Below are 22471 nucleotides of genomic sequence, written 5' to 3'. Positions count from 1 at the left end.
GTGGAGCCCGGCGGGGGCGCTACGCCGGACGGGGGCGCGGCACCTGCGCGGTGGAGCCCCGCACGACGAGCTCGGGCTCGAAGAGCAGCTCGCCGGGCTGTACGGCGGCCCCCTGGATCTGCGCGGTGAGCAGCTCCACGGCAGCCCGGCCCATGGCCTCGATGGGCTGCCGGACGGTGGTCAGCGGGGGTTCGGTGCAGTTCATGAAGGCCGAGTCGTCGTACCCGACGACGGAGACCTCGCGGGGCACGTTCAGCCCGCGCCGGCGGGCCGCCCGGATCGCCCCCAGGGCCAGGGGGTCGCTCGCGCAGATGATGCCGGTCACCCCGCGGTCCAGCAGCCTCGACGTGGCCGCGTGGCCACCCTCCAGGGAGAACAGTGCCCGCTCAACGTGTGCGGCGGGCAGCTCGGTACCGGCCGCCGCGGCGACCGCCTGGGCGGCCACCAGCTTGCGCAGGGAGGGGATGTGGTCGGGCGGGCCCAGCACCAGGCCGATGCGCTCGTGGCCGAGGGAGGCCAAGTGGCGCCAGGCCTGTTCGACCGCGACGGCGTCGTCGCAGGAGACGCACGGGAAGCCGAGGTCCTCTATCGAGGCGTTGATGAGCACCACCGGGACCTTGCGGTCGCGGAGCAGCCGGTAGTGGTCGTGCGGGGCGTCGGCCTGCGCGAAGAGCCCGCCGGCGAAGACGACGCCGGACACCTGCTGCTGGAGCAGGAGCTCGACGTAGTCGGCCTCGGAGACCCCACCGGTGGTCTGCGTGCAGAGCACCGGGGTCAGCCCCTGCTGGGCCAGCGCGCCGCCGATCACCTCGGCGAAGGCCGGGAAGATCGGGTTCTGGAGTTCCGGCAGGACCAGGCCGACCAGCCGGGCGCGTTCGCCGCGCAGCTGGGTGGGGCGCTCGTAGCCGAGGACGTCCAGGGCGGTGAGCACGGACTGGCGGGTTGTCTCCGAGACGCCCGGCTTGCCGTTGAGCACCCGGCTGACCGTTGCCTCGCTGACCCCCACCTTCTTCGCCACTTGAGCAAGTCGTCGCGTCATGAGCGCAAGAGTAGCGCAAACAATGCAAGTTCCTTGCAGTTCGATTACGGCCAGTTTGGCCCATCGGAAACCGGCGCGGAACCCCCGCGCCCCACCGGCCCCGGCGGCCCTGGCGGCCCCGGGTCGGCGAGCGGCGGGACACCCCGAAGGGATGCCCCGCCGCCCCCGTTCCCCGGGACCGGGCCGCCCGCTAGGGCAGCTGGTTGATCTTGAACGTCGAGGTCGTGTTCCGTACGTCCACGGCGTTGTCGCTCATCCTCAGGTTCTGGATGGTGACTTCACCCACGGCCGGCCCTTGTCCCGCCTCGGGCATCTCGTTCGCCCAGAGACCGAAGCCGGACTTGGTGTCGAAGGCGTCACCGCTCTTCTTCGCCCCCGTGATGGTGATGTCCTTCAGAACGGTGTCCTTGATGGGATTGACCGGCTGGCCGCCCACGTACTGCGTCTGGAACATGATTCCGCTGTAGGTCGGATCGACGATGTCCACGTTGTTGATGCGGATTCCCTGGAACACCTTGGACGCCGAGAAGATCCAGATTCCGGGGAAGGTCTGCGCCCCCCAGAAATGGCCTCCGGCCCGGACGATCGAGATGTTCTCGAAGAGCGTCGGGTCGGTCCCGAATCCGTTCATCGGATACCCGAAGTCCAGCGAGCTGATGGTGATGCCCGAGTAGACGAGGATGTCGGCGATGTAGATGTTGCGGAAGGTGTTGTTGAAGCCGCCGTAGACGGCGACACCGGCCGCGCGCCAGGTGAGGATCGCGCTCAGGTTCTCGTAGACGTTGTTCTTCATGTCCGCGCCGCCCGCGTCGATGGCGGAGAACAGAGCGAAACTGTCGTCACCCGTGGAACGCGCCTCGATGTTGGTCACGAGGTTGTCCGTGCTGCCGTTGGTCATGTTGATGCCGTCGGCGAAGGTGTCGCGGATCCGCGAGTTCTTGATCGTGATCCGGTCGGTGTTGGCGCCCCAGTAGAGGCACACCTGGTGTTCGTTCCAGATGTTGTCGATGGTCATGTCGGTCACGTTGGAGAAGTCGAAGACCTTGCCCGGACCGTCGATGCGCGAGGTGTAGTTGCCGAAGTAGGCGAAGCCGGTGAAGGACGAGCCCTTCGCGGTGCCCTCCGCGCGCCAGCCGTTGTCGGTGTTGTCCTGCGAGGACGGGGCGTGGAAGCGGGTGAACCACGGTCCGGCGCCCACGACCTGCACGGCCTTCCCGTACACCTGGAACTTGCTCGCCGTGTCGTAGTCGCCCGGTGGCAGGTAGACGCCCACGAGCTTGCCCGTGGTGTCCATGCGGACCTTGTCCAGGGCGTTCTGCACGTCCTGGTGGGTGAAACCGGCGGGCACCGTGTAGGCCGCCGGGTCGGGGTTGGGGATCACCGCGGCCTGTTCCAGGCTCACGAAGTCGATCGCGTAGGTGGCGGTGTTCGCCGCGTCCTTCTGGAGGCGGATCTTGCTGCCCGGCGGGACGGTCTCGCCGAGGAGGATGTTGGCCTCGTCGTAGATGTGCCGCGGGGCTCCGGCGCTCGGCGCGTTGCCCGGCCCGGCCTCGGCCCCGTAGAGCCAGGCGTACTTCGAGGTCAGCGGCAGGGCCTTCTTGAGGACGCCGTTGACGTAGACGTTGATGGTGGAGTCGATGCCGCCACCGCCCGGGGCGTCCGGGATGGAGAAGCGGGTGACCAGGGTGTTGGTCGGGGCGCGGGTGGTGAACTCGACGTACTCGCCCGTCGCGTCCAGGTTCACGGCCTTGCGGCCCGAGGCCTCGCCGGCGATGTCGCCGACGGTCCGGTTGGGCCCGACGACGCCCGCGCCGCCGCCGACCACGCCGTCCTCCGCCTCGTAGGTATCGAAGGGCATGTTCGCCCCGCGGCCGACGAAGAAGGGCTTGGTGGAGGTGTTGTTGGCGCGCTTGACCGGCAGTTCGTCGGCGTCGTCGGCGAGGATCACCTTGACGGTGTACTTGCCGTTGGCCGCGGTCCAGTTGCCGAGGGCGATCGGGGCCGATGAGGCACCGGCCGCGAGGGCTCCGCTGAAGGATCCCGTCAGGGTACGGACGGTGGCGCCGCCCGCGTCCTGCAGGGTGAGGGTGACGTTGTGGGTGCCCGCGGCGGCGGCCACGGTGCCCTGGTTCTTGACCGTGACGGAGAAGTCCACGGACTGGCCGGCGGACGGAGCGCTCGGCGACCAGCCGACGGACGAGGCCACCAGGTCCGAACTGTCGACGGGGCGGACCACCAGCGGGGATCCGGTGAGGCTGTTGTTGGTGTCGTTCTGCTCGATGACCGTGTTCGCCTCGTCGACGATCGCGCTCAGCGGGTAGCTGCCCGCGTCCCGCGGACCGATGCCGGCCGTGACGGTGGCCGTGGCGCCGGAGGCCAGGGCGGGCACGTTGGCGGAGGCGATCTTCGAGCCGCCGAGCTGGAAGGAGACGGAGGTCGCCGGCGCCGGGGCCGGGCCGCTGTTCTTGACGGTGGCGGACAGGGTGACGGAGTCCGACTCGACCGGGGCGGCCGGGCTGGCGCTCACGGCGGTGACCTGGAGGTCCGGGTTGGGCGCCGCGACGCCGATGACCTGGAACTCGGCGATCTGGCCGTTGGAGGAACCGGTGTTGGAGGTGAAGCGCAGCTGCACGTCCGCGACCCGGGCGTTCACCGGGATGGTGACGGTGTTGGAGCCGGAGGCCGGGTTGAAGACGTAGTCCTTGGCGGCCACCAGGCCGGTGACGCCCGAGGCGCTCTGCTCGCGTCCGAGGACCTGGATGTTCTGGGTGCGGGCGCCCCAGCTGCTGTCCGGGTTGAGCCCCAGGATCAGGCGGTCGACGTCGGCGTTTGAGCCGAGCTTGACGGTCAGGGTGCTCGGGTAGGCGCCGCCGGCGCCCTCCCAGTAGGTGGCGGTGCTGTTGTCGTTGGCGTTCTCCGCGACGAAGGTGTGGATCACGGAGGAGCCCTCGATGGGCTTGCCGACGGCCAGGTTGGAGCCGCCCGTGCCTCCGCTGCCGTTGCGGGTCACTGAGTTGCTGTCGCCGGAGCGGTTGCCCGCCGCGTCCTTGGCCCGGACGAAGTAGCTCACGGTGGCGGTGGCCGGCTGCGTGTCGGTGTAGGCGGTGGCGCTGCCCGCGACGGTGGTGAGCAGCACGTTGTTGGCGAAGACCTCGTATCCGCTGACGCCGACGTTGTCGGTGGAGGCCTGCCAGGCCAGCTTGATCTGGCCGGCGGCCGGCTCGGTGTAGCCCAGGGCCCCCGGGGCGGTCGGGGCCTGGGTGTCGCCGGTGTCGCCGGCGCGGGTGACGCTGTTGCTGTTCGCCGACTGGTTGCCGGCCGCGTCCTTGGCCCGGACGGAGTAGGTCACGCTCGCGGAGGCGGGCTGGGTGTCGGTGTAGGTGGTGACGTCGCCCGCGACGCTGGTGCGCAGCTGATTGTTGGCGTAGACGTCGTAACCGGTGACGCCCGTGTTGTCGGTGGCGGCGTTCCAGGTCAGCTTGATCTGGCCGGTCGCGGGCTCGGTGTAGGCGAGCGCCGTCGGGGCGGTCGGGGCCTGGGTGTCGCCGGTCGTCGGGCCGTAGACCTCCAGCTCGGAGAGCTGCCCGCCGGGCTGCACGGAGTTGGCCGATATCCACACCCTCACGTACCGGGTGGTGGTGGCGTCGAAGGTGACGGTCACCGCGTTGGCGCCGGCGGCGCTGAACTCGTAGGTCTTGGACGCCGTCAGGTCGGTGTGGTCGGTGCCGTTGGCGCTGCCCTGGATCTTGAGGGTCTGGGTGCGGGCGCCCCAGCTCTCGGGCAGCTTGAGGACCACGCGGTCCACGCGGACGGAGGAGCCCAGGTCCGCCTGGAGCCACTGGGGCATGGCGTTGTTCACGCTCTCCCAGTAGCTGGCGGCGTTGCCGTCGCCGGCGTTGCCCGGCACGTAGACCTGGGTGTTGCTGCTCGCAGTGAACGTCCTGCCGAGGGCCAGGTTGGTCCCGGAGTCACCCGGGGCGCGGACCTCCAGCTCGGAGAGCTGGGCGGCCTGCCAGCCGGTGTTGGCGGTGATGTCGATCCGCACGTACCGGGCCTGGGTGGCGGGGAAGCCGACGGTGACCACGTTTCCGGCGCCCTGGCCGAAGGTGTACGTCGCCGAGCTCACCAGGGTGCTGAAGCTGGTGCCGTCGGCGCTGCCCTGGACGGACAGGGTCTGGTTGCGGCTCTCCCAGGAGGCGGGGAGCTTGAGCACCACCTGGTCGACGCGGGTGGTGGCTCCGAGGTCGGTCTGCACCCATTGCGGGAAGGTGCTGCCGGCGCTCTCCCAGTACGAGGACGGGTTGCCGTCGGTGACGTTGCCGGCGGTGTAGCCGCCGTTGGTGCTGCTCGCCGTGGCGGGCCTGCCCGCCGAGACGCTCGGTCCGCCGGCGGCCACGGCGGTGAGAGCGGGCCAGCCCAGCATCAGAAGGGCCGTGCTGATCAAGGCGGCCAGGGTCCGCCATCTCCAGTTGTGCCTTCTCATATGTCCTCGTCCCTCGACATGAACTTTCTGAACCATGGGAGATAGGAATTTGCAGGGTGCGGTGCGAGAGTTGCAGAGCTTTGCCGAGTCGTCTACATCTCCGACCGCACTTTCATGCCGTCATCGCTTGCGCAAGCTGGGCGCAAATAACGCAAGCCATTTGCGTGAGAGACCCACATTCCACTTACGCCCGAATCGCCCTACCGTTCCTAGATGCGGTTCCTCCACATGAGGGCTCGGCGCCTCGGGCTCCCCCGACGGGCCGCCTCCCAGATCCTGCTGACCCAGCTGGCCATCGCCGCCGGGGTCCTCGCCCTGGCCACCGGCCTCTTCCTGGCCCCGCTGAGCGCGCAGCTCGACGACCAGGCCATGCGGCGCGCCCTGGCCATCGCCCAGAGCACCGCCGCCGACCCCGCCCTGGCCGCCGGCCTCCTCGGCTCGGCTCCCTCGCCGGACAGCCCGGTACAGGCCTCCGCGGAGCGGATCCGCTCGGCCACGGGCGCCGAGTACGTGGTGGTCCTGGACCTGGACGGCATCCGCCGCTCGCACCCGAGCCCCGACCGCATCGGACGGCCCGTCTCCACCGACCCCGGCGACGCCCTGGCCGGCCGCGAGGTCATGGAGATCGACGAGGGCACCCTGGGCCGCTCCGCACGCGGCAAGGTCCCCCTGCTCGCCGCCGACGGCGAGATCATCGGCGCCGTCTCGGTCGGCATCGCCTACGACAGCGTCCAGGGCCGCCTGCTGGGCGCCATCCCGGGCCTGCTCGCGTACGCGGGCGGCGCCCTGGCCGCGGGCGCCCTGGCCGCCTACCTGCTCTCGCGCAGGATCCACCGGCAGACCCGCGACCTGGCCTTCTCCGACATCGCGGGCCTGCTCGCCGAACGCGAGGCGATGCTGCACTCCATTCGCGAGGGCGTGATCGCCCTCGACCGGGCCGGCCGGGTGCGGCTGGTCAACGACGAGGCGGCCCGGCTGCTGGGCCTCGCACCCGAGGCCGCCGGCGCCGTCGCGGGGCGCGCGCTGGACGAGCTACTCGGCGCCGGCCGCACCACCGACGTCCTCACCGGCCGGGTCACCGGCCGCGACCTGCTCACCGTCCAGGGCAGCCGGGTCCTGGTCGCCAACCGGATGCCCACCGAGGACGGCGGAGCCGTGGCCACCCTGCGCGACCGCACCGAGCTGGAGCACCTGGGCCGCGAGCTCGACGCCACCAAGGGCCTGATCGACGCCCTGCGCGCCCAGGACCACGAACACGCCAACCGGCTCCACACCCTCCTCGGCCTGCTGGAACTGGGCCTCCACGAGGAGGCCGTGGAGTTCGTCACGGAGGTGGTCGGCGTGCACCGCAGCACCGCCGAGCAGGTCACCGAGAAGGTGCACGACCCGCTGCTCGCCGCCCTGCTGATGGGCAAGACCACGGTCGCGGCGGAGCGCGGGGTCCCCCTGCGGCTGGCGGATTCCGCCCTGCTGCCCGACCGCCTCGTCGACCCGGGGGGTCTGGTCACCATCCTCGGCAACCTGGTCGACAACGCGCTGGACGCCGCGGTCGGCTCGCCGGCACCGCTGGTCGAGGTCGACATCCGGGCGGACGGCCGCACGGCGGTCCTGCTGGTCCGCGACAGCGGCCCCGGCGTCCCGGTGGCGCGCCGCGAGGAGATCTTCACCGAGGGCTGGTCGACCAAACAGCCCCAGGCCGGTGCCCACCGCGGACGCGGGCTCGGTCTCGCCCTGGTGCGGCGCCTGGCCGAGCGGCAGGGCGGCACGGTCCGGGCCGGCGGGGCAGCGGACGGAGGGGCGGAATTCTCCGTCGTACTCCCGGAGGCCCTGCGATGAACGATTTCAGCGCACTCAGCGCATCCGGCTCATCGAACTCATCCGGCATTTTCAACGTATTGGTCGTCGACGACGACATGCGTGTTGCCCGGATCAACGCGGCCTACGTGGCCAAGGTTCCCGGCTTCCGCGTGTCGGCCCAGGCCCATTCGGCGGCGGAGGCACTGGCCCTCCTCGACTCACGCCCGGTGGACCTGATCCTCCTCGACCACTACCTCCCCGACGAGAACGGCCTCGACCTGGTCCGGCGCCTGCGCGAGCGCGGCCACCGCACCGACGTGATCATGGTGACGGCCGCCCGCGACCTTGCCACCGTCCAGGCCGCGATGCGCCTCGGCGCCCTCCAGTACCTGGTCAAGCCCTTCACCTTCGCCGGCCTGCGCACCCGTCTCGAGGCCTACGGCGCCCTGCGCCGCACCCTGGACACGGGCGGCGAGGCCGAACAGGACGAGGTGGACCGGATCTTCGGCGCCCTCGCCGCGGCCGGCGCCGACGCCCCGAGCGACCTCCCCAAGGGACACTCCCCCACCACCGCCGACCTGGTCCGCGGGATCCTGCGCACGGCCGAAGGCCCGCTCTCCACCCAGCAGATCGCCGACCGCGCGGGCATCAGCCGCCAGACCGCCCAGCGCTACCTCAAACTCCTCGACCGCACCGGCCGCGTCACCCTCGCCCTGCGCTACGGCGAAACGGGCCGCCCGGAACACCGCTACGCCTGGCGCCCGCCCACCACGGGCTGACACCGGCCGGCGGCCGGCCGGTCCCGGTCCCCCGCCGCCACATCGGCCCTACACCGCCCCGGCCCCGGTCAGCGCGCGGACCTCGGTCTCTGCGTGCGCCCGCTCGTCCGGCTCCTCCGCCGAGGTCACGGTGCCCAGCCAGCCCGCCAGGAAGCCCAGCGGGATGGACACGATGCCCGGGTTCTGGAGCGGGAAGAGCTGGAAGTCCACGCCCGGGAACAGGGATTCGGGGCTACCGGAGACCACCGGGGACAGGGCCACCAGCAGCACGGCCGGGAGCAGCCCCCCGTACACCGACCAGACGGCGCCCCGCGTGGTGAACCCGCGCCAGAACAGCGAGTACAGGAGCACCGGCAGGTTCGCCGAAGCCGCCACCGCGAAGGCCAGACCCACGAGGAAGGCCACGTTCAGCTCTTGGGCGAGCAGCCCCAGCGCGATCGCCACCGCCCCGATCCCGACCGCCGCCACCCTGGCCACCGCCACCTCGCTGCGCTGCCGGGCGTGGCGGCGCTTGAGCGAGGCGTACAGGTCGTGCGCGACGGAGGCCGACGAAGCGAGGGTGATTCCCGCCACCACCGCGAGGATGGTCGCGAAGGCGATGGCCGCCACGAAGGCGAACAGCACCGCGCCTCCGGTCGAGTCGGCCCCGCCGCCCAGGAACGCCGCGAGCAGCGGAACCGCCGTGTTCCCCGAGGCGTTGGAGGCCCGGACCTGCTCCGGTCCGAGCAGCGCCGCCGCACCGAAGCCCAGCACGATGGTCATCAGGTAGAAGCCGCCGATCAGCCCGATCGCCCACACCACCGACCGGCGGGCCGCCCGCGCGGTGGGCACGGTGTAGAAGCGCGACAGGATGTGCGGCAGCCCGGCCGTGCCCAGGACCAGGGCGAGCCCGAGGCTCATGAAGTCGAAGCGGGCCGTCCAGTCACCGCCGTACTTGAGCCCGGGGCCCAGGAACCGGTCGCCGTGCCCGCTGCGCTCGGCGGCGCTGCTGAGCAGTTGGTCGAAGTTCCCGTGGAAGCGCAGCAGCACGAGCACCGTCAGGGTGATCGCCCCGCCCATCAGCAGCACGGCCTTGACGATCTGGATCCAGGTGGTGGCCCGCATCCCGCCGAAGGACACGTAGATCACCATGAGCGCGCCGACCCCGATGACGGTCAACGTCCGTGCGGCCCGGCCCGAATCGGCGAGCAGCAGGCCCACGAGGCTGCCGGCGCCGACCATCTGCGCGACGAGGTACAGCACGGAGACGACCACCGAGGAGGTCCCGGCGGCGATCCGCACCGGCCGCTCGCTCATCCGCGCGGCGACCACGTCGGCGAGGGTGAACCGGCCGCAGTTGCGGACGAGTTCGGCGACGAGGAACAGGACGACCAGCCAGGCGACGAGGAAGCCCACCGAATACAGCAGGCCGTCGTAGCCGAAGAGGGCGATGAGGCCGGAGATGCCGAGGAAGGAGGCGGCGGACATGTAGTCACCGGCGATGGCGAAACCGTTCTCCATCGGCGAGAACAGCCGCCCGCCCGCGTAGAACTCCTCTGCCGAACCGTGCCGGTTACGGCTCACCCAGGTGGTGATGCCCAGGGTGACGGCGATGAAGACGCTGAACAGGAGCAGCGCCAGGGTCTGGTGCTCGGTGGTCACCGGCCCGCCCCCCGTGCGCGGTTGCGCTCCCCGGCGTCGGCCCGGCGGACCTGCTCCTGCTCGAAGACCGTCCAGCGCAGGTCCAGCGCCGCGCGGTCGCGCCGCAGCCGGGCGTGCCGGGCGTAGGCCCAGGTGAGCAGGAAGGTGCTGAGGAACTGGCCGAGGCCCGCGAGCAGGGCCACGTTGACGGACCCGAACACCGGCCGGGCCATCATGCCGGGCGCCGTGGTGGCGGCGATCACGTAGGCCACGTACCAGAGGAAGAAGCCGGCGGTCGCGGGGACGACGAACCTCCGGTAGCGGCCGCGCACCTCCTGGAAGGCGGCGCTGCGCTGCACTTCGAGGTAGATGTCGGACGCTGCGCGCGCGGGGGCGCCGCCGGGGCCGGAGTTCGGGGGTGACGTTTCCGCTCCGCCGCCCGCCGCTCCGAGGGCTCCGTCGCCGGCGCCCTCGCCCCAACCGACGGCCAGCGCGTCGTACCAGGGGTCGTCCAGCCGGATCGTTCCGGCATCACGACCTTCGTGCTTGTCCACCGAACTCTCCTTGTCCGCCGCCGCAGTGGCCGCGTGCCCACAAGGATGTGCGGGAGGGACTGTTTCCGGACTGGCACACCGGTGCTCTTCACTCCATCAGGTGATGGAGTGAAGAGCACCGGTGTGCCAGTGCCCCGGAAGTGCCACCGGAGGTCCCCCCGGTGGCTCCGGGTCCGCTCAGGCGTCGATCCGCGAGCGGTCCAGGGTGGCGGCGGAGCTGGTGATGAACTCCTTGCGCGGAGCCACCTCGTTGCCCATGAGCAGGTCGAAGACCGACTCGGCCGAGTCCAGGTCGCCGATGTTGATCCGGCGCAGGGTGCGGAACCGGGGGTCCATCGTGGTCTCCGCCAGCTGGTCGGCGTCCATCTCGCCGAGGCCCTTGTAGCGCTGGATCGAGTCCTTGTACCGGATGTTCTTGCGCTGGTACTCCAGCAGGGTCTGGCGCAACTCGTTGTCCGAGTACGTGTAGACGTACTTGTCCTGGCCCTTCTTCGGCTGGACGAGCTCGATCCGGTGCAGCGGCGGCACCGCGGCGAAGACCCGGCCCGCCTCGACCATCGGGCGCATGTAGCGCTGGAAGAGCGTGAGCAGCAGGCAGCGGATGTGCGCGCCGTCCACATCGGCGTCCACGAGCAGGACGATCTTCCCGTACCGGGCGGCGTCGATGTCGAAGGTCCGGCCCGAGCCGGCTCCTATGACCTGGATGATCGCCCCGCACTCGGCGTTCTTGAGCATGTCCGAGACCGAGGACTTCTGGACGTTGAGGATCTTGCCCCGGATGGGCAGCAGCGCCTGGAACTCGGAGTTCCGGGCGAGCTTGGCCGTACCGAGCGCCGAGTCTCCCTCGACGATGAAGAGCTCGCTGCGCTCCACGTCGTCGCTGCGGCAGTCGGCCAGCTTGGCGGGCAGCGAGGAGGTCTCCAGCGCGGTCTTGCGGCGCTGCGCCTCCTTGTGCTGGCGGGCCGCGATCCGGGTCCGGGCGGCCGCGACGATCTTCTCCATCACGGAGCGGGCCTGCTGCTTGTCGTCCCGCTTGGTGGAGGTCAGGAAGGCCTTGAGCTCCTTGGCGACGACGGCCGCGACGATCCGGGTGGCCGCCGACGTGCCGAGCACCTCCTTGGTCTGGCCCTCGAACTGCGGCTCGGCGAGGCGGACGGTGACGACCGCCGTCATGCCCTCCATCGCGTCGTCCTTGACCACGTCGTCCTCGGCGACCCGCAGCAGCTTCGCGGAGCGCAGCACCTCGTTCACGGTCTTGGTGACCGAGCGCTCGAAGCCGGAGATGTGGGTGCCGCCCTTGGGGGTGGCGATGATGTTCACGAACGACTTCACGTTCGTCTCGTACCCCGTGCCCCAGCGCAGGGCGATGTCCACGCCGAGCTCACGGGTGACCTCCGTGGGGGTCATGTGGCCGCGATCGTCGAGGACCGGGACGGTCTCCTTGAAGATGCCGGTGCCGGTCAGGCGCAGGACGTCGCAGGCCGCCTTGTCCTGGGCGAGGTACTCGCAGAACTCGCTGATGCCCCCGTCGAAGCGGAAGGTCTCCTCGGTCTTGCCGGCCCCTTCCAGGGCCCGCTCGTCGCGGACCACGATGGTCAGGCCGGGCACGAGGAAGGCCGTCTGGCGGGCCCGCTGGTAGAGCGTCTCCAGCGTGAGCTTGGCGTCCTTGAGGAAGATCTGCCGGTCGGCCCAGTAGCGGATCCGGGTGCCCGTCTTGCCCTTGGCGATCCGCTTGCCCCTGCGCAGACCGTTGGCGGGGTCGAAGGGGCTGTCGGGGCCCTGCTCGGTGAACATGCCGGGGACGCCGCGGCGGAAGCTGATGGCCTGCGTCGCGCTGCCCCGGTCGACCTCCACGTCCAGACGCGCCGAGAGCGCGTTGACCACGGAGGCGCCGACGCCGTGCAGGCCGCCGGAGGCCGCGTACGACCCGCCGCCGAACTTGCCGCCGGCGTGCAGCTTGGTCATGACGACCTCGACGCCGGAGAGGCCGGTCTTGGGCTCGACGTCCACGGGGATGCCGCGGCCGTTGTCGCGGACCTCCACGGAGGAGTCCTCGTGGAGGATCACCTCGATGTGGTCGCAGTACCCGCCCAGGGCCTCATCGACGGAATTGTCGATGATCTCCCAGAGGCAGTGCATGAGGCCTCGGCTGTCGGTGGAGCCGATATACATGCCGGGGCGCTTGCGGACGGCCTCGAGGCCTTCGAGGACGAGCAGGTGCCGCGCGGTGTAGTTGGAGCCGTCCCGGTCTGCTCCGGTCAGCAGTGCGCTGGAAGGCACGGACGTGTCGGCGGTCACGCAGTTCGCTCCTCGCTGAATTCTTTTTCTGGCCCGGTCGGGCGCAGTGGTGGCTCGGTTGCCGCTGGAAGGGTACCGAGGCCTGGTAGAGCCGATGCAACGCCACCCCAGCCCCTTCGTCAGCCTAGTGCAGGTCCGCACGCATGTTCGATCCCCCGTGGGGGTGAAGCAAACATCACGTTCCCTTCCGCGCATGAACCATTTAGTGTTCGGGCACGTCCTCATCAACAACCGGCACTCAGCCGGAGAGGGCAGAACCGCGACAAGCGAACGACCTGACAACGCGAAACCGTAAAGCAACGCAATACGGCTCCTTCGCCGCCAACCGGCAACGGCCGGCCAGCTTCGGAAGGAAGTTTCGAGGAAAAGCCGAGAGCGGGAACGTTTTCGGCCTGGTTGGATGTTGACCCTGGTACGACAGCTCGTCGAGCTAGAGAAGAGGCGACGTGACTACTGTTCTGACACCCGCGACCCCGCTGACGGCCGCTGACCGATGCGACCGTTGCGGCGCCCAGGCATATCTGCGCGTCGTCCTGCTGAGCGGCGGTGAACTGCTCTTCTGCGCCCACCACGGTCGCAAGTTCGAGCCGGAACTCAAGAAGATCGCCGCGGAAATACAGGATGAGACCGAGCGGCTTACGTCCGCTCCGGCGGCCAGTGCCGCCGAACCCGAGGACCGCTGACACAAGGCCTACACCTCGCATCCGACGAGCCAGGACCGGCGAAGCCGGTCGACGGGCGGTGCCTCTGCGACCCAGAGGCCCCGCCCGCCCTCATGTCCGGACGAGCTTCACCCCGTCCGGACGGGGTTCAGCGCTTCGGCGTGGGGCCGGTCCCCGGCCGCGAGGCCCCTCCCGGGCCCCTGAGCGGGGCGTACGTCCATCCCCAGGACTCCTCGGGCACTAGGACGGCCCAGGTCCCCCCGGGCCGTCTCCGGGCCGCTCGCGGAGTCGGCGACGAAGCCGATCAGCGGTGCGATCCGCGTGTACACCCCCGGGCTGTCGGCTCGCCCGCAGCCGCGCCCCCAGGACACCAGCCCGATCAGCCGGCCCTGGGCCACCAGGGGACCGCCGCTGTCCCCCTGGCAGGCGTCCTTGCCGCCCGCGCGGTCCCCCGCGCACACCATGGAGTCGGCCCGGTACTGACCGTCGGCGTCTCCCGGGTAGGCCCGCCCGCACACTTCGTCCGCCAGCACCGTCACCCCGGCGGCCCGCAGCCCGTAGGCGTAGTCGCCGAAGCCGCTCGTGTCGCCCCAGCCGTATACGGCGGCCTCGTTTCCGGCCTCGTACGCCGGGTTCCCGAGGCCGGCCATCGGCAGCACGTTCTGCGCGGCCACGGCTTCGACCAGCTCCAGGACTGCCAGGTCGCCGGCATTGCTGCCCGGGTCGTAGGCCGGGTTCACCCGGGCGGAACGCACCGCGATCTCCCGCCCCTCGCTCGCGCGCAGCTCCGTACGCCCGGTGATCACCCGGAAATCGCGGACGGAGTCGACCGGGCCTCCCAGCACCTGACGCCCCAGGCAGTGGGCCGCGGTCACCACCTTGGTCGGGGCGACGAGGACGCCCCCGCAGAACTGGCCGCCGCGCGTACCCCCGAACCGGTCACGGCTGGCGAGGGCAACGACCCACGGGGCTTCGGCGGCCTTCACCGGCCTTCCGCCGATCACCACGCTGTCCGCGGCCGCTCGCGGCGCCTGGGAGAGCGGCGCCGCCGCCGCTCCCGCGGCCAGGGTCAGCGCTCCCGCCAGGACACGGGCAAAGGGACGACGCATGAGGCCTCCTGACTCCGAGTGTGCATGACTCCACTCAGAGTGGGACGCCCGGTGGCCGTGCGCACCCGCGCGGCCACCGGCGACGACCTGCGGCGAACCCCTCGCCGCGCCCGGTCCGGACCGGTCCGGCTCAGTCGAGGTAGTCGCGCAGCACCTGGGACCGGGACGGGTGACGGAGCTTGGACATGGTCTTCGACTCGATCTGGCGGATGCGCTCACGGGTGACCCCGTAGACCTTGCCGATCTCATCGAGCGTCTTGGGCTGGCCGTCCGTGAGGCCGAAGCGCATCGAGACCACGCCCGCCTCGCGCTCGCTCAGCGTGTCGAGCACCGAGTGCAGCTGCTCCTGCAGGAGGGTGAAGCTCACGGCATCGGCCGGTACGACCGCTTCGGAGTCCTCGATGAGGTCTCCGAACTCGCTGTCGCCGTCCTCGCCCAGCGGGGTGTGCAGGGAGATCGGCTCGCGGCCGTACTTCTGGACCTCGATGACCTTCTCGGGGGTCATGTCGAGTTCCTTGGCCAGCTCCTCCGGGGTGGGCTCGCGGCCCAGGTCCTGGAGCATCTGGCGCTGGACACGGGCCAGCTTGTTGATGACCTCGACCATGTGCACCGGGATGCGGATGGTGCGGGCCTGGTCGGCCATGGCCCGGGTGATCGCCTGCCGGATCCACCAGGTGGCGTACGTGGAGAACTTGTAGCCCTTGGTGTAGTCGAACTTCTCCACGGCGCGGATCAGACCCAGGTTGCCCTCCTGGATCAGGTCCAGGAAGAGCATGCCGCGGCCGGTGTAGCGCTTGGCGAGGGAGACCACGAGGCGGAGGTTGGCCTCCAGCAGGTGGTTCTTGGCCCGGCGGCCGTCCTCGGCGATGATCTCCAGCTCGCGCTTGAGCTTGGGCGCCAGCTTGTCGGAGTTGGCGAGCTTGTCCTCGCCGAAGAGTCCGGCCTCGATGCGCTTGGCGAGCTCGACCTCCTGCTCGGCGTTGAGGAGGGGAACCTTGCCGATCTGCTTGAGGTAGTCCTTGACGGGGTCGGCGGTGGCGCCGGCCACGGCGACCTGCTGGGCCGGGGCGTCGTCCTCGTCGTCCGAGATGACGAAGCCCTTGCTCTCGGCGCCTTCCTCCTCGTCCTCGGACTCGGCCTTGGCGGCCCCGGAACCCTCTTCCGTGGTCTCTTCGTCGCCCGCTGCGTCGGCGTCCTTCTTGGCGGCGGTCTTCTTCGCCGCCGTCTTCTTGGCCGTGGCCTTCTTGGCGGGCGCCGCCTTCTTCGCCGCCGTCTTCTTCGCCGCGGTCTTCTTCGCGGCGGGCTCGGTCGCGGTCCCCTCCGCGAGGGCGTCGGCGTCGGCTTCGACGGGGTCCGGCTGCGCCGCCCCGGCCGCCACGTCCGGTACGGCCGCGGCGGGCGCGGCCGCCGTCTTGGCCGCCGCCTTCTTGGCGACGGGCTCGGTGGCAGTCCGCTTGACGGGGCTCTTCGCTGCGACGCTCTTGCGGGTGGTGCGCTTGGGCGACTCCGCGGCACTGACCATCAGCGTCACACCCTCTTCCTCGAGGATCTGGTTGAGGCTGCGCAGAACATTCTTCCACTGGGTCGCAGGAATCTGGTCAGCCTCGAAGGCCCGACGCACGTCATCGCCGGCGATCTGCCCCTCGGCCTTGCCCCGCTCGATGAGCGCCATCACAGACTCGGAATCGGCGATCTCCGGCGGGAGCGTACGGGATGTGCTGGCCGACACGAACAACCTCTCGGAACGATGGAAACGGCTTCCGACCCCGGCCTGGTGGTGCTGGACCGGAGCCGACGACCACCGACTGGGGATGGGCCGGGGGCGCGGGCAGGGGCCGGGGAGCTGCACAGCACCCGCAAGGGCTGCTGTCTTCCCTCCGTCGGCCATCACCTCTTAGGTCATCGCGTGACCTCGCAGAGCGTTACGCCCAATCTTCGTGGCCCGAGTCACACCCCGTTTGATGCCATGACGGTCATACCGTTATTTGTGCACGTCTGGTGTGTCCGAACACGCCCCGTTTCGCGGGCCGGACGACTCCCCGCAAGCGGAGTCCCGGGAGCCGCGGACCGGAGCCGGGAACCGGCCGGGGCGCTCAGGACCCGGACGGGGAGCCGGACTCCGCTGCCGCCGAACCCTCCCCGGACCGGGTCCGGGGGTGCCACTCGGGACCGGCGGCCCATCGGCACGTCCACGCCCTCGCCCGCGCGCTGCGGCCCGTCAGTGCTCGCGCGGGGCGGGAACCACGCGCTCGACCTCCGGATGCACCGTCAGGAGCTGGCGCATGGCGTTCTCCGCGCCCAGCGCGTCACCGGCGGCGAGGGCCTCGACCATGCGCGCGTGGTGCGCGACGCAGGCCTCGCTGGGACGGTCGCAGGAGGTGACGGGACTGCCGGACACCTGCAGGGCGGCGGAGACGATGCCGGAGAGGTGCTCCAGCATGCGGTTGGCCGCGACCTGGATGAGCAGGGCGTGGAACTCGTTGTCCGCACGCGCGAAGGTGATCGAGTCACCCTGGCCGAGGGCGTGTCCCATGATCTCGACCATGTCGGCGAGGCGCTGCTGGATCTCCGGGCGGCCGTGGCCGGCGGCGAGGCGGGCGGCGAGCGGCTCGATCGTCCAGCGGAGCTCGCCCAGCTCACGGCGCTGGTCGTCGCGCTGCGGGCCGTAGGCGCGCCACTCGATGATGTCGGGGTCGAGCAGGTTCCAGTCGGCGACCGGGCGGACCCGGGTGCCGACGTTGGGGCGGGCGCTGACGAGGCCCTTGGCCTCGAGGACCCGCAGCGATTCGCGGACGACGGTACGGGAGACCTCGAAACGCTGCCCGATCTCCTCGGGGACCAGCGGGCGGTCCGCTCCGAGGTCGCCGGAGACGATCATCTGGCCGAGCTGCTGAACGAGTTGGCCGTGCAGTCCGCGGCCGCGGCTGCCCGCGGCACGGCGGCCGACCCGGCTGAGCTCGACGTCGGATCCGTCCCAGTGGGGCACTCCCACCCGGTCGGCCCCCGAGGCCTCCGGGTAGGGGTAGCGGTCGAGTTCGCCCGCGCCGGCGAGGCCGGAATCGGCATGGCGGGCGGCGGTCATCATGGTGTGCGCAAGGGTACTCACGAATCCTTTGTCGGCCTTGTCTCCGCGACCCTTGAGGTCTTTGGTGAAAAGCACACGAAAGGGTGATCGGTGCCACCTACGCAATTGACGACTTATCGTAAAGAACCGGGCCTTTCGCGGGGAGTTGCGGTCCGTCGGACTTGATGTGGACCACAACGGTCCCGTTGGGTCCGGACCGGCGCCGGAACGATCACCAACGATCCCTCACAAACGGACGCGGCCGCGCAGTCCTGTGAACCCATAGGCGCACAACAGGACCATCAGCGACAACACCAGGGCGGTGCCGACTGGTTGGGCCATCACCCGGATCGCCCCGAGGATCACCCGGTCCGCCTCCGGCGGCCACTGCGCCCAGGCCAGGCCGCGCAGCCGCTCCGCGAGCCCGGTCACCGGGTACGCGGACGGGCCGTCCAGGGCCTTGCGCACCAGCGGTACGACCATCACCGGTACGGCGAGCACCGCGGCCAGGCCGGCGGAGGCGGACCGGAAGACGCCGGAGGCCAGGACTCCGGACCAGGCGCAGCCGATGAGCAGTCCCGCCCAACTCGCGGCCGGGGAGACCCACTCCGCGGGCGTACGAAGCGGCCCGCTGCCGAACACCAGTGTCAGGGCGGCGGCGTCGGCGGTCACGGCGAGGGCGCCGAGCAGCAGCGCCATGGCGGCGCTGACGCCGAGCTTCGCCGTGAGCAGCCCGAGCCGGCGCGGGACGGTGCCGCGGTCGGCGGCGAGCGCGGGATAGCGGTACTCCTCGCCGAAGGCCAGGGCTCCGAGCAGCCCGGCGCCGAGCGCCGCGGGCGGCAGCGGGAGCAACTCCGGCCAGGCGGCCAACAACCGGTTCTGCGGGGTGTGGCCGACCCGGGCCAGGACCAGCGCCGTGACGAGGGAGACGGCGACGACGAGGGCGGCGGTGAGTACGGGGGTGGCGGTGCCGAAGAGCCGGTGCAGCTCGTAGCGCAGTGGCCGCAGCGGGCCGCCGAGCCGACGGACGGCCGAGGCGGGCAGCCCCGTGCGGGCGGGGCGGGGCCGCTCCGCGACGCCCGCGCCGGGCGCGGCCGGCGTTCCGTCCGCGGCCGCGGCCCGGGCCTCGGATCCGGCGCGGTCCCGGGCGCGCGGCAGCGACGGCGGCGCTCCCGCGTCACCGGTCTCGTCGGCGAGTTGGTGGACCAGCACGCCGTGCCGGAAGGCGGCCTCGCCGACCTCGGCGCAGTTGCTGCCGTAGACGGACAGCCGGCTGCCGCTCTCCTCCACGATCTCCACCGTGCGCTGGGCCGCCCGAGCTTCCCGGCCCAGTACGTCGGCCAGCCGGGCGGCGTGCGGGGTGCGCACGGCGACCCGCGGCCGGAGCCGGGTCCGGGCGAACTCGGTGGCGTCCTGGTCGGCGACGAGCCGGCCCGCCTCGATGCTCACGACCCGGTCCGCGCTGCGGGCGGCCTCCTTCGCGTCGTCGGTGGTGAAGAGCACCGCGCCGCCGAGGGAGGCGTGGCCGCGCAGCAGGCCGTGCAGCCAGCTCCGTTCGCGGGGCGAGAGCCCGGCGGCGGGCTCGTCGAGGAGGAGTGTGCAGGGGTCGGCGAGCAGGGCGGCGGCCAGGGCGACCCTGCGCTCCATGCCGAGCGAGAGCGAACCGAGCCGCTGGTCGCGCAGTCCCGCGACGCCGACGACCTCCAGCATGGCGTCGGCCCGCGCGGCCGGCACGCCCGCGGCGGCGCAGAGCATCCGCAGCTGGCCGCGCACGGTGCGCGAGGGGTTGCCGGGGAAATCGCCGAGGAGCACGCCGACCTCGCGGCCCGGATGCGGGATCCGGTGCAGGGGGCGCCCGCGGAAGTAGGTGACTCCGCGGCCCGGTTCGAGTTCGAGCATGAGTCGCAGCGCGGTGGTCTTGCCCGAGCCGGGCTCGCCGAGCAGTGCGGTCACGCTTCCGGGGCGAGCCTCGAAGGTGAGGTCGTCCACAAGGGGAGGGAGGTTTCGACGGGGGGCGCTGGTGAGTCCGATGGCCTGGAGCATCGCTTCTCTCGCGGGGGGTGAGACCGCTCTGCGGCAGGGTGATTACCGCCAACAAGATAACGCGATATATCCGATTTAAGGCGTAGCCCGCCCCGAATCGCGCCCGTGTCGGCGCCGAGGCTGTTGCCCCCGGGGGCGCGAGCTCGGATACCGGCTCGGGTGGCGCCCCGGGGTGGGGGCGGGGCGCCTGGGTTTCAGACTTCCGGGCGCAGCATCGGAGGATTGAGCAGTGTTGCTCCGCCGGCCCGGAACAGCTGGGCGGGACGGCCGCCCTGACGTGTCGTCGTCCCCCCGGCCGGCACCAGGAACCCGGGGGTGCCGGTGACCTTGCGGTGGAAGTTGCGCGGGTCGAGGGCGACTCCCCAGACCGCTTCGTAGACCCGGCGCAGCTCGCCGACGGTGAACTCGGGCGGGCAGAAGGCGGTGGCCAGCGAGGAGTACTCGATCTTCGAGCGGGCCCGCTCGACCCCGTCGGCGAGGATCTGCTCGTGGTCGAAGGCGAGTCCGGCGCCGCTCTGGCCGTCCGTGGACAGGAGCTCGTCGACGGGGGCCCAGCGGGCGCTGTTGGCATCGCCGCCGGCCCGGGGCGCGGGCAGGTCCGGAGCCAGCACCAGGTGCGCCACGCTGACCACGCGCATGCGCGGATCCCGCTTGGGATCACCGTAGGTCGCCAGCTGCTCGAGATGCGCCCCGTTGCCCACGTCCGGAGCCGTCGGGTCGTGGGCGCAGAGGCCGGTCTCCTCGGACAGCTCGCGGGCCGCGGCCGCCGAGAGGTCCTCGTCCCCGCGCACGAAGCCGCCGGGCAGCGCCCAGCGTCCCTGGAACGGCTGCTCACCCCGTCGGATGACCAACGCGCAGAGCGCATGGCGCCGCACGGTGAGCACGACCAGGTCGACGGTGACGGCGAAGGGCGGAAAGGCCGACGGGTCGTAGGGCGACATGCCGCGATCATAGTCGTCTGCCTGACGATAAACAGAGCTTTGGAGATCTTCGGACCACGGAACCGTCCGCGGAAGCGGAAGCCGCGGCCCGATCCGGCCCGATCGGCAGGACGTCCCCTACCCGCCCAGTTGCAGCGCATCGGCGGCCTCCTCCACCATGCCCAGGCCCAGCCGGCTGATCCGGACGGCGAAGGGCTCCCCCGAAACCCGCAGTCCTGAGAGGCGGAGCCCGCCGAGCGGAGCGCCGGGGAGGGGTACGAGGGCGACCGTGCCGGCGGGGGCGTCCGGGCGGATCCCGGCCAGGGCTGTCAGTACGTGGATCCCCGCGGCAGCCGCTACCGCCGCGGGCCGGCAGGCCGCCGGATGCGGAAGCGGAGCGCTGCCCACCGTGCGCTGCTCGACGGCGTACATCTCCGGGAGGCGGTACCCGAAGCCCTCCGCCGCGTCCAGCAGGCCCCGCAGCAGCCCCGTGGCCTCCTTCTCGAAGCCCGCCTGGGCCAGGCCCGCCACGGCGACCGCGCTCTCGTACGGCCGTACCGCGCCCGAGCGGTACCCGAACGGGTTGTGCCCCGGCTCGCGGACCGCCATGCTCCGCAGCCCCCAACCCGAATCCATGGCGGGGGCTCCGAGCAGCCGGGCCAGCTGCTCGGTACGGACCCGGTCGAGCAGCCCCCGCGCGAGCCGGCCGCCCCCGAGCAGCCCGGTGTCCAGCAGGTGGGCGGCGGCCCCCGTCAGCCGGGGCAGGGGCCGCCCGTCGGGATGCAGGGCCGCCGCGGGCCGGCCGCCATCGGGGCCGTCGACCCAGAACCGGGCTGCGAACCGCTCCCGCAGCTCGGCGGCCCGGTCCCGCCACTCCTCGGCTCCGGCCCGACCGCACCCGGCGAGCAGGTCGGCCCCGAGGAGCGCGGCGCGATGGGCGTGGGCCTGGGTTTCACAGCGCCGGGGTCCCGGATCGGGATCGGCCAGGAAGCCGTCCTCCCCGAAGGCGCCCCGGATCCACTCCAGGCACCGCTCGGCGGCGGGGAGCAGCTGGGCCACCTCCGCCTCGGGCATCCCCCAGCGCCGGGCTTCGGCGAGGACCGCGGGGAAGGCGAGCGTCGCCTCGGTCCCGGTGCATCCCGGGGGCAGCTGGGGACCGGCCCCGCGGAGCGGTCCCGGGATCTTCCCCGCATCGGCGCCCCGCCCCCCGGTCTGGGTCCGGGCCAGGACGCGCAGGGTCGCGGCGGCCAGTCCGGTGCCGAGCGGGAGTGCCATGCGGGCGGCCCACAGGGACTCCGCCGGGGCCAGTCCGAGCCGCCACGGCACTCCGGCCGCCGCATAGCTGTCGGCCGGTTCCTTCGGGTCCCTGAGCAGCAGCCCGCCCAGGTCCTGCACGCTCGTGCGCAGCCACGCCTCGGCCCGCGGGTCGTCCCCCTCCGCGCGGGCCTCGGTGGACAGCGGATTGGCCACCTGTCCTGCGGGGGCGCGCGCCCCTCGGTCCCGGGTGGTACGCAGCTCGATGGTGCGGGATTCGCCGGGGCGCAGTTCGAGCTGCCAGCGCAGCAGCCCGGCCGAGGCCAGCGCGTCGTCGGGCGGCGGCTCCGCCGCGGTGACGGCCTGGGCCTCGCTGTTGGCCCAGCGCAGCCCGGCGGCGTGCACCCCGGCGGGCAGCTCCGGCCCGGCCCGGCCGGCGGCCACCTCGGCCAGCTCCGCCAGGTCGGTGCCGAGCGAGACCTCCACCGGGATCCGCAGGGACCGTCCGGTGAAGCTGCGCAGGGTGATCCGCTCGGTGCCGTCGGCGTGCCGGATCCGCTCGACTCCGACGTCGGGATCGGGCCCGGGCTCCGCTCCGGTCCGCACGGTCGCGGTGAAGGAGGCCCGGTCGGCGCCGAGACTGCGGGCCTGGACCGCGACCGGGTCCCGGCCGCCGACGCGCAGCACGCAGCGGGACAGCAGCCGGAGCCCGGCGCGGTAGATCCCGTCGGCCCCCCGCCCGGTGAGCTGGCCGTGCTCGGGCGAGATGACCAGGCACGGCGCGGCGACGCAGATGACGGCACCGTGCACGGGCGGCAGGTCGGCCCTGCTGGATGTGGCTACGCGGGC

General features: G+C 71.8%; 14 protein-coding genes. 3 read left to right on the top strand and 11 right to left on the bottom strand.

Going from position 1 to position 22471, the window contains the following annotated elements; translation table 11 throughout:
• Window positions 1–19: 19 nt before the first annotated feature.
• Both AC3IYI_RS29805 and AC3IYI_RS29800 read right to left on the bottom strand, forming a co-directional pair.
• A complete protein-coding gene (locus AC3IYI_RS29805) occupies window positions 20–1039 on the bottom strand; it encodes a LacI family DNA-binding transcriptional regulator (protein WP_489406574.1) in 1020 nt (339 codons plus the stop codon).
• Window positions 1040–1229: 190 nt separating this feature from the next.
• Entirely contained in the window at window positions 1230–5522 is a 4293-nt protein-coding gene (locus AC3IYI_RS29800; protein WP_489406573.1) for a galactose-binding domain-containing protein, read from the bottom strand.
• Window positions 5523–5735: 213 nt separating this feature from the next.
• On the opposite strand from AC3IYI_RS29800, the gene AC3IYI_RS29795 reads away from it, so the two are divergent.
• Together AC3IYI_RS29795 and AC3IYI_RS29790 are read left to right on the top strand one after the other, a co-directional pair.
• Window positions 5736–7358 carry an ATP-binding protein gene (locus AC3IYI_RS29795; protein WP_489406572.1) on the top strand — a complete coding sequence of 541 codons (1623 nt, stop codon included), beginning with the start codon at window positions 5736–5738 and terminating at the stop codon, window positions 7356–7358.
• Window positions 7359–7405: 47 nt separating this feature from the next.
• A complete protein-coding gene (locus tag AC3IYI_RS29790; protein ID WP_489411729.1) occupies window positions 7406–8098 on the top strand; it encodes a DUF7342 family protein in 693 nt (230 codons plus the stop codon).
• Between the two features lie 48 nt (window positions 8099–8146).
• Here the strand turns inward: AC3IYI_RS29790 and AC3IYI_RS29785 are convergent, their stop codons facing one another.
• The 3 genes from AC3IYI_RS29785 to AC3IYI_RS29775 all read right to left on the bottom strand — a co-directional run bounded on the left by AC3IYI_RS29785 (window position 8147) and on the right by AC3IYI_RS29775 (window position 12570).
• The gene (locus tag AC3IYI_RS29785; protein ID WP_489406571.1) at window positions 8147–9739 is read right to left on the bottom strand and encodes a solute symporter family protein; all 1593 of its coding nucleotides are present in this window, start codon (window positions 9737–9739) and stop codon (window positions 8147–8149) included.
• A complete protein-coding gene (locus AC3IYI_RS29780; RefSeq protein WP_489406570.1) occupies window positions 9736–10272 on the bottom strand; it encodes a DUF485 domain-containing protein in 537 nt (178 codons plus the stop codon). The genes AC3IYI_RS29785 and AC3IYI_RS29780 overlap by 4 nt, the downstream gene beginning before the upstream one ends.
• Before the next feature lie 177 nt (window positions 10273–10449).
• Window positions 10450–12570 carry a DNA gyrase/topoisomerase IV subunit B gene (locus AC3IYI_RS29775; RefSeq protein ID WP_489406569.1) on the bottom strand — a complete coding sequence of 707 codons (2121 nt, stop codon included), beginning with the start codon at window positions 12568–12570 and terminating at the stop codon, window positions 10450–10452.
• Between the two features lie 446 nt (window positions 12571–13016).
• Here AC3IYI_RS29775 and AC3IYI_RS29770 point away from each other — a divergent pair, with 446 nt between their 5' ends.
• On the top strand, window positions 13017–13253 hold the full coding sequence (locus AC3IYI_RS29770) for a DUF7455 domain-containing protein (RefSeq protein WP_112449103.1): 237 nt from the start codon (window positions 13017–13019) through the stop codon (window positions 13251–13253).
• Window positions 13254–13360: 107 nt separating this feature from the next.
• On the opposite strand, the gene AC3IYI_RS29765 is transcribed toward AC3IYI_RS29770, so the two are convergent.
• The 6 genes from AC3IYI_RS29765 to AC3IYI_RS29740 all read right to left on the bottom strand — a co-directional run bounded on the left by AC3IYI_RS29765 (window position 13361) and on the right by AC3IYI_RS29740 (window position 22441).
• On the bottom strand, window positions 13361–14341 hold the full coding sequence (locus tag AC3IYI_RS29765; RefSeq protein ID WP_489406568.1) for a S1 family peptidase: 981 nt from the start codon (window positions 14339–14341) through the stop codon (window positions 13361–13363).
• Window positions 14342–14471: 130 nt separating this feature from the next.
• On the bottom strand, window positions 14472–16076 hold the full coding sequence (locus AC3IYI_RS29760) for an RNA polymerase sigma factor (protein ID WP_489406567.1): 1605 nt from the start codon (window positions 16074–16076) through the stop codon (window positions 14472–14474).
• 483 nt (window positions 16077–16559) lie between these two features.
• Entirely contained in the window at window positions 16560–17426 is an 867-nt protein-coding gene (locus tag AC3IYI_RS29755; protein WP_489411728.1) for a FadR/GntR family transcriptional regulator, read from the bottom strand.
• Window positions 17427–17651: 225 nt separating this feature from the next.
• On the bottom strand, window positions 17652–19448 hold the full coding sequence (locus AC3IYI_RS29750) for an ATP-binding cassette domain-containing protein (RefSeq protein WP_489406566.1): 1797 nt from the start codon (window positions 19446–19448) through the stop codon (window positions 17652–17654).
• A gap of 194 nt (window positions 19449–19642) precedes the next feature.
• Window positions 19643–20389, bottom strand: coding sequence for an NUDIX hydrolase (locus tag AC3IYI_RS29745; RefSeq protein ID WP_489406565.1), 747 nt, complete (start codon window positions 20387–20389; stop codon window positions 19643–19645).
• A 117-nt stretch (window positions 20390–20506) separates the two neighbouring features.
• Entirely contained in the window at window positions 20507–22441 is a 1935-nt protein-coding gene (locus AC3IYI_RS29740) for a glycogen debranching N-terminal domain-containing protein (RefSeq protein ID WP_489411727.1), read from the bottom strand.
• Window positions 22442–22471 lie beyond the last annotated feature (30 nt).

The organism is Streptomyces sp. GL_148 (assembly GCF_057834205.1).
The sequence above is the reverse complement of the archived record's forward strand: the minus strand, read 5'-3'. Positions and strand labels throughout refer to the sequence as shown.

Excerpts from the sequence above, each read along its gene's own strand:
- AC3IYI_RS29805 (WP_489406574.1), bottom strand. The coding sequence starts at position 1,039 with ATGACGCGACGACTTGCTCAAGTGGCGAAGAAGGTGGGGGTCAGCGAG.
- AC3IYI_RS29800 (WP_489406573.1), bottom strand. The coding sequence starts at position 5,522 with ATGAGAAGGCACAACTGGAGATGGCGGACCCTGGCCGCCTTGATCAGC.
- AC3IYI_RS29795 (WP_489406572.1), top strand. The coding sequence starts at position 5,736 with ATGCGGTTCCTCCACATGAGGGCTCGGCGCCTCGGGCTCCCCCGACGG.
- AC3IYI_RS29765 (WP_489406568.1), bottom strand. The coding sequence starts at position 14,341 with ATGCGTCGTCCCTTTGCCCGTGTCCTGGCGGGAGCGCTGACCCTGGCC.
- AC3IYI_RS29755 (WP_489411728.1), bottom strand. The coding sequence starts at position 17,426 with ATGATGACCGCCGCCCGCCATGCCGATTCCGGCCTCGCCGGCGCGGGC.
- AC3IYI_RS29750 (WP_489406566.1), bottom strand. The coding sequence starts at position 19,448 with ATGCTCCAGGCCATCGGACTCACCAGCGCCCCCCGTCGAAACCTCCCT.
- AC3IYI_RS29745 (WP_489406565.1), bottom strand. The coding sequence starts at position 20,389 with ATGTCGCCCTACGACCCGTCGGCCTTTCCGCCCTTCGCCGTCACCGTC.